Raw genomic sequence first — 6,971 nt, 5'->3', positions numbered from 1 at the left:
CAGCCGCGCATTGGCCTCGGAGGCGGCCCGATCGGCTCGCCTGCTCAGCCGACCGGCGAGCGCGAAGGCGCCGAGCAGGATCGGGACGCCGGCGAGGGCCGCGAGTCCGAGCGGCCAGGAGATCACGAACAGGCCGGTCGCGATGAAGAGCGGTAGCAGCAGCGCCCCGATCAGCGGGGAGAAGAGATAGACGATGATGCCCACGAGGTCCGGGCCGGTCGCGGCGACCGCCTGACGGGCGACCGCCGTGCGCTCGGCGTCGAACCAGCCGAGCCTCACGGCCGAGAGACGGTCGGCGACGATGCGCTGGCCGGTGTCGAGCAGTCCGAAGCCGAGGGCGAAGGCGAAGCGGGCCGCCCAGGTGTCGACCGCCCAGCCGACCGCGGTCACGGCCGCCCCCGCCCCGTGCGCGCAAGTGCGCAGTAATGACGGGTGCGAGGCGATCCGACCCCGCACTACTGAGCACTTGCGGAGCGGCGACCCCGTGCCCAGGAGTAAACTTGCTCCTTATGACTCTCGGCCCCCTCATCGTGCAGAGCGACCACACCGTGCTGCTCGAGGTCGCGCATCCGGACGCCGAGGAGGCCCGCCATGCGCTGGCCGTCTTCGCGGAACTCGAGCGCGCCCCCGAGCACATCCACACCTACCGGGTGACCCGTCTCGGCCTCTGGAACGCGCGCGCCGCCGGCCACACCGCAGAGGAGATCGCGGCGACGCTGGACCGCTACGCGAAGTTCCCGGTGCCGACCCAGGTCTCGAGCGAGATCGCCGAGACCATGCGTCGCTACGGTCGGCTGACGATCGAGCGCGCCGACCCGGCAGACCCGGGGAGCGACCTCGTGCTGCGCAGTGAGGAGCCCGCGATCCTGCGCGAGGTCTCGAGCGCCAAGAAGATCGCGCCGCTGCTCGGCAACCGGCTGGACGAGCGTACCTACCCGGTCGAGGCCTGGGCGCGCGGGCAGCTGAAGCAGGAGCTCGTCGCGCGGGGCTGGCCGGCCGAGGATCTCGCCGGCTATACGCCCGGCGAACCGTACGAGATCGCGCTCGAGGAGAGCGCGGGCGAGGGCGGATGGCAACTGCGCGACTACCAGCGGAAGGCGGTCGACGCCTTCTCGGCGGGCGGATCAGGCGTCATCGTGCTGCCCTGCGGAGCCGGCAAGACCATCGTCGGCGCCGGCGCCATGGCGGCCGTCGGCGCGAAGACGCTGATCCTCGTCACCAACACCGTCTCGGCGCGCCAATGGAGGGACGAGCTGCTGCGCCGCACCACCCTCTCCGAGGACGAGATCGGCGAGTACTCGGGGCAGGTGAAAGAGGTGAAGCCGGTCACGATCGCCACCTACCAGATCCTCACCAGCAAGCGGAAGGGCGAGTATGCGCACCTGTCGCTGCTGAACGCCCACGACTGGGGTCTGATCGTCTACGACGAGGTTCACCTGCTGCCCGCGCCAGTCTTCAAGCTCACCGCCGAACTGCAGGCGCGCCGCCGCATCGGGCTCACCGCGACGCTCGTGCGCGAAGACGGGCGCGAGGGCGACGTGTTCAGCCTCATCGGCCCGAAGCGCTACGACGCGGCCTGGAAGGATATCGAGGCCCAGGGCTTCATCGCCCCGGCGGCCTGCTTCGAAGTGCGGGTCGAGCTGCAGGAGAGCGAGCGCTACGAGTATTCGGTCGCCGAGGATCAGGAACGGTATCGGATCGCGGCGAGCGCGACGGTGAAGCAGCGGCTCGCGAGGCAGATCATCGACCGGCACCCGGGGGAGAGCGTGCTGGTCATCGGGCAGTACATCGACCAGCTCGAGGCGATGGCCGAGGCGCTCGACGCCCCGCTCATCACCGGGCAGACCCCCGTCGACGAGCGCGAGCGGATGTTCCAGGCATTCCGCGAGGGCGAGATCAGGTTGCTCGTCGTCTCGAAGGTCGCGAACTTCTCGGTCGACCTGCCCGACGCCTCGGTCGCGATCCAGATCTCGGGTTCGTTCGGATCACGGCAGGAGGAGGCGCAGCGCCTCGGTCGCCTGCTGCGGCCGAAGGCGAAGGATCTCACCGCCTCGTTCTACACGCTCGTGACCCGCGACACCGTCGACCAGGACTTCGCGCAGAATCGCCAACGGTTCCTGGCTGAGCAGGGTTACGCGTACACGATCATGAACGCGGAGGAGTTCAACCAGCCGGCGGGCATGCCCTAGAGCCGTTCGAGCACGTAGTCGATGCAGCCGGTCAGCGCGCGCACGTCGGCCGGATCGATCGCGGTGAACGTTGCGATGCGGAGCTGGTTGCGGCCGAGCTTGCGGTACGGCTCGGTGTCGACCACGCCGTTCGCGCGCAGCGCCTTCGAGATCGCGCCGGCGTCGACGGAGTCGTCGAAGTCGATCGTGACGACGACGTCGGAGCGGTGGCTCGGATCCTGCACGAAGGGCGTCGCGACCGCGCTGCGCTCGGCCCAGTCGTAGAGCACGGCGGAGCTCTCGGCGGTGCGGGCCGCGGCCCACGCGAGCCCACCCCGGGCGTTGATCCACCGCACCTGCTCGTCCATCATGGCGAGCGTCGAGAGTGCAGGGGTGTTGAGCGTCTGATCCTTGCGCGAGTTCTCGATCGCGCCGGCCAGGTTCAGCGTCTCGGGGATGTAGCGACCCGACGCGGCGATCCGCTCGATCCGCTCGATCGCCGCGGGGGAGACCAGCGCGAACCAGATCCCGCCGTCGCTCGCGAAGTTCTTCTGCGGCGAGAAGTAGTAGACGTCGGTTTCGCTCGCGTCGAAGTCCAGACCGCCCGCGCCGCTCGTCGCGTCGACGACCGTGAGCGCGCCGACGTCGCCGGCCACGCGGCGGATCTCGGTCATCACCCCGGTGGAGGTCTCGTTGTGCGGGTAGGCGTAGACGTCGACGCCGGCGACGGCCTCGGTCTCGCTGCGCGACCCGGCGGGCGCCTCCCGGATGTCGGGGGTCTCGAGCCAGGGAGCGCTCGCCGCCGCCTTCCCGAACTTCGCGCCGAACTCGCCGAACGCGAGATGCTGACTGCGCCGCTCGATGAGCGAGTGCACGGCGGAGTCCCAGAAGGAGGTCGCGCCGCCGTTCGCGAGGAGGATCTCGTAGCCCTCGGGTGCGCGGAACAGCTCCGAGAGCCCCGAGCGCAGGCTTCCGACCAGGTTCTTCACCGGGGCTTGACGGTGCGAGGTGCCCAGCACCCCCGGCTGGATGGAGGCGAGGAAGCCGAGCTGCTCGTCGCGCACCTTCGAGGGGCCGCAGCCGAATCGTCCGTCGGCGGGGAGCAGGTCAGCGGGGATGGTGATGTCAGCCATTCCACGATTCTATTGCGTCGGATGACACCCGTCGGCGACGCCCGTCGCGACACCGACGGCGCTCGCGACGGAGGTCGGCGCGGCCATGCCATACACGGCGCAGCCATGCCATACACTGGGAGCAGCACGAGAGGCAGGTTGGGACTCTGACGGATCTCATCGATACGACCGAGATGTACCTCCGCACGATCCTCGAACTCGAGGAGGAGGGCATCGTCCCTCTGCGTGCCCGGATCTCCGAGCGCCTCGGTCATTCCGGCCCCACCGTATCGCAGACGGTGGCGCGGATGGAGCGCGACGGCCTCGTCGTGGTGACGGACGACCGCCACCTGGAGCTCACCGACGAGGGCCGTACCAAGGCCGTCCACGTCATGCGCAAGCATCGCCTCGCCGAGCGTCTGCTGGCGGATGTGATCGGGCTCGAGTGGGAGTACCTGCACGAAGAGGCGTGCCGGTGGGAGCACGTGATGAGCGAGCAGGTCGAACGCAAACTGCTCGGCATCCTCGACAATCCGACCGAGTCCCCCTACGGCAATCCGATCCCGGGGCTCGAAGAACTCGGTGCGCGGACGATCTCCGCGTTCCACACCGGTGTCGTGAGCGTCACCGAACTGCTCGACGTGCAGGGCGGGACGATCGAATCCAGGATCCGGCGTCTCGCCGAGCCGGTGCAGACCGACCCGGTGCTGCTGGCGCAGCTCGCGGAGGCCGGGATCCGGCCCGGCGCCACGGCGACGTTCTCGCTCTCGCAGGGCGGGCACTTCGTCCGCATCGAAGTCGCCGGCCATGCCGACAACGCGATCGATCTGCCGCGCGAGTCCGCAGCGCACCTCTTCGTCAATTCCTGACCTCTCCCCATCCCAATCACTGCTGCGGCGGGTCATGGCGGCCGGTCGCGGATGGAGCTGATAGCACCAGAAGGAGTCGATGTGTCGACCGCAACGCCCGAAGCGCACGTCCGCGAGATCACCGAGATCGTGGAGTACCGGAGCCGGAACGAACCCGAGTTCCTCCAGGCGGTGCACGAGGTGCTCGACACGCTGATCCCGGTGCTCGCCGAGCATCCCGAGTTCGTCGGGGCGAACGTGCTCGGGCGCCTGGTGGAGCCCGAGCGGCAGATCATGTTCCGGGTGCCGTGGGTGGACGATGCGGGCGAGGTGCAGGTGCATCGCGGCTTCCGCGTACAGTTCAACTCCGCGCTCGGCCCGTTCAAGGGCGGGCTGCGCTTCCATCCGAGCGTGAACCTCTCGGTGATAAAGTTCCTCGGCTTCGAGCAGATCTTCAAGAACGCGCTCACCGGTCAGCAGATCGGCGGCGGCAAGGGCGGATCCGACTTCGACCCGAGGGGTCGCAGCGACCTCGAGGTGATGCGCTTCTGCCAGAGCTACATGACCGAGCTCTACCGCTATATCGGTGCTCAGACGGATGTGCCTGCCGGCGACATCGGGGTCGGCGGCCGAGAGATCGGCTACATGTTCGGCCAGTACCGGCGGCTCACCAACGGTCACGAGTCGGGCGCGCTCACCGGCAAGGGCACGGGGTGGGGCGGCGCCGAGGTGCGCACCCAGGCCACCGGATACGGCACGGTCTACTTCGCCGAGGAGATGCTGGCGCGCGCCGGCGAAGGCATGGAGGGCCGCCGCGCCATCGTCTCGGGATCGGGCAACGTCGCGATCTACGTGATCGAGAAGGTGCAGCAGCTCGGAGCCAAGGCGATCACCGCATCGGACTCGTCCGGCTACGTCGTCGACGAGCAGGGCATCGACCTCGCGCTGCTGAAGCAGGTAAAGGAGGTCGAGCGCGGGCGGATCTCCGAGTACGCGGAGCGGCGCGCGGGTGCGCGCTTCGTCGAAGGCCGTTCGGTCTGGGAGGTGCCCGGTGACCTCGCGTTCCCGTGCGCCACGCAGAACGAGCTCGACGAGGCGGGGGCCCGCAAGCTGCTCGACGGCGGCGTGCGCGCCGTCACCGAGGGCGCCAACATGCCGACCACGCCGGCGGCGGTGACGCTGTTCCAGCAGGCGGGTGTGCTGTTCGCCCCGGGCAAGGCGGCGAACGCGGGCGGTGTTGCGACCTCGGCGCTCGAGATGAGCCAGAACGCCGCACGGGACCGCTGGGACTTCGAGCAGAGCGAGGAGCGCCTGCACCGGATCATGCGCGACGTGCACGATTCGACGTACTCGGCGTCCGAGCGCTACGGCCGGCCGGGGGACTACGTGCTCGGGGCCAACACCGCGGGCTTCGTCACCGTCGCCCGGGCGATGATCGACCAGGGCGTCGTCTGAGGCGTCCGAGCGGTGACGGATCGGGGCGCGTGCTGCCGTCGACAGGCCGGATCTGACCCTGACCGAGTGCCTCGGGACCGCCCCTGGACCTTCAACTCAGACTTGAGATTTCGCTCGGTGTCGAGCGACCAGTGCCCGCAGGATCGTTGGAATTGCGGGGGAGTCGCCGTGGATTCTGGGAATCGTGACCGGAGCGTGACAATTCCGTGATGTTCGGTTAGTCTTGACGAGTTGCCCGGCTCGGACGGGCCTTTTCCGACGCGAGAACGTAAACGTTAGGCGAAACTTTGACTCAGCTCCCCGGTACGGCACAGACTCCCGGCACTGCAGTAGTGGTTGCACCTCGCAAGCGATCCTCGTCGGCCAAGCGCATCGGCCAGATGGTCGGCGCCGGCGTCATCAGCGCGGGGCTCGTGGGCGTGTTCGCCTTCCCGGCCTACGCGACGCCCGAGACCGAGGAACTGCGCTTCACCACGCCCGTGCAGCAAGAGCTCGTGACCGCCGACGCCGAGGCCTCGGTGCAGACGCAGCTCCCCGAGGCGAAGAAGGAGGTCGTCGCCACGCCCGCCGTCGTCACGACCACCGATGACGCCGCCGAGGACACGAGCAACGGCGGCTTCGACGGGAAGGACCTGCCGGCCGGCGAGGGGGCTTCGGGCCTCGTCGCGGCCGCACTCGCCCAGGTGGGCGACTACCAGGACTGCACCGCGGTCGTCGAGCGCGCGCTCCGCGCCATCGGCTACTCCGTCGGCGACCTCGGCACGATCCCGTCGCAGTACCTCGCCTACGGAAGCCTCGTCACGTCCGGCGGTTACGCCCCCGGCGACATCCTCTTCTGGCCGGGCAGCCACGTCGCCGTCTACATCGGCAACGGCCAGGCCGTGCACGGCGGCTGGAACGGCAGCACCGTGGTCGCAGGCCTCAGCACGATCCACGGGTACCCGTCGGCCGTCGTGCGGCTCAAGTGAGCTGATCCCGCTTCGCGTGGGGGCGTCGCCTGAGGCGGCGCCCTTTTCGCTACACTTCTAGAGTTCGCCTTTCGCCTTGGTAGCTCAGTGGATAGAGCACTTCTCTCCTAAAGAAGGTGTCGGAGGTTCGATTCCTCTCCAGGGCACTCCTTCGCTCAGTCGTACCTCTGAACAGCCACCTGCGCAGCGTCAGAAATCTGCACAGCGTCAGTGAAATTTCGCATTTTTCACTGACGCACTGCAGGTTTCTTACCGGCTGCAGACTCCTTATCCGCCGGCAAGGGTGAGCCCGAGCCGCGGGCGCGGCACGCGCGCTACGTCGACCCGAGAGGCGGATCCGCCAGCAGGCCCACCCGCTCTGCGAGGTACTGCTCGAGCGGGAGAGCGCCGTCGAGCGGTGCGCCGGCCCGCCAGCGCACC

Annotated in this window: 5 protein-coding genes, 1 tRNA gene and 1 pseudogene; 5 read left to right on the top strand and 2 right to left on the bottom strand. The window is 68.9% G+C overall.

The genetic code is table 11. The features are described from left to right. A pseudogene (locus tag ACFPZL_RS08200) lies at positions 1-390 on the bottom strand (iron ABC transporter permease); the annotation flags it as partial. A 119-nt stretch (positions 391-509) separates the two neighbouring features. On the opposite strand from ACFPZL_RS08200, the gene ACFPZL_RS08195 reads away from it, so the two are divergent. Then, entirely contained in the window at positions 510-2,189 is a 1,680-nt protein-coding gene (locus ACFPZL_RS08195; protein ID WP_218115983.1) for a DNA repair helicase XPB, read from the top strand. On the opposite strand, the gene serC is transcribed toward ACFPZL_RS08195, so the two are convergent. After that, positions 2,186-3,301 (bottom strand): phosphoserine transaminase, encoded by a 1,116-nt coding sequence (gene serC / locus ACFPZL_RS08190; protein WP_218115982.1) that lies wholly within the window; start codon positions 3,299-3,301, stop codon positions 2,186-2,188. The genes ACFPZL_RS08195 and serC overlap by 4 nt on opposite strands. A gap of 146 nt (positions 3,302-3,447) precedes the next feature. Between serC and ACFPZL_RS08185 the strand changes: the two genes are divergently transcribed. The 4 genes from ACFPZL_RS08185 (at position 3,448) to ACFPZL_RS08170 (ending at position 6,697) form a co-directional block, all read left to right on the top strand. Beyond that, positions 3,448-4,149 carry a metal-dependent transcriptional regulator gene (locus ACFPZL_RS08185; RefSeq protein ID WP_218115986.1) on the top strand — a complete coding sequence of 234 codons (702 nt, stop codon included), beginning with the start codon at positions 3,448-3,450 and terminating at the stop codon, positions 4,147-4,149. A gap of 81 nt (positions 4,150-4,230) precedes the next feature. Then, the gene (gene gdhA, locus ACFPZL_RS08180; RefSeq protein WP_236022096.1) at positions 4,231-5,583 is read left to right on the top strand and encodes an NADP-specific glutamate dehydrogenase; all 1,353 of its coding nucleotides are present in this window, start codon (positions 4,231-4,233) and stop codon (positions 5,581-5,583) included. Positions 5,584-5,915: 332 nt separating this feature from the next. Further along, positions 5,916-6,551, top strand: a complete 636-nt coding sequence (locus ACFPZL_RS08175) for an NlpC/P60 family protein (RefSeq protein ID WP_218115980.1) — start codon at positions 5,916-5,918, stop codon at positions 6,549-6,551. 73 nt (positions 6,552-6,624) lie between these two features. Beyond that, positions 6,625-6,697, top strand: a tRNA-Arg gene (locus ACFPZL_RS08170). Positions 6,698-6,971: the final 274 nt, after the last annotated feature.

It is taken from the genome of Leucobacter soli (assembly GCF_042659205.1).
In the GTDB taxonomy this organism is placed as follows: domain Bacteria; phylum Actinomycetota; class Actinomycetes; order Actinomycetales; family Microbacteriaceae; genus Leucobacter; species Leucobacter soli.
Note: the sequence above shows the minus strand (reverse complement) of the source record. Positions and strands in the feature narration are given on the sequence as shown.

Coding starts and splice junctions, on each gene's coding strand:
- serC (WP_218115982.1), bottom strand. CDS start 3,301: ATGGCTGACATCACCATCCCCGCTGACCTGCTCCCCGCCGACGGACGA.
- ACFPZL_RS08195 (WP_218115983.1), top strand. CDS start 510: ATGACTCTCGGCCCCCTCATCGTGCAGAGCGACCACACCGTGCTGCTC.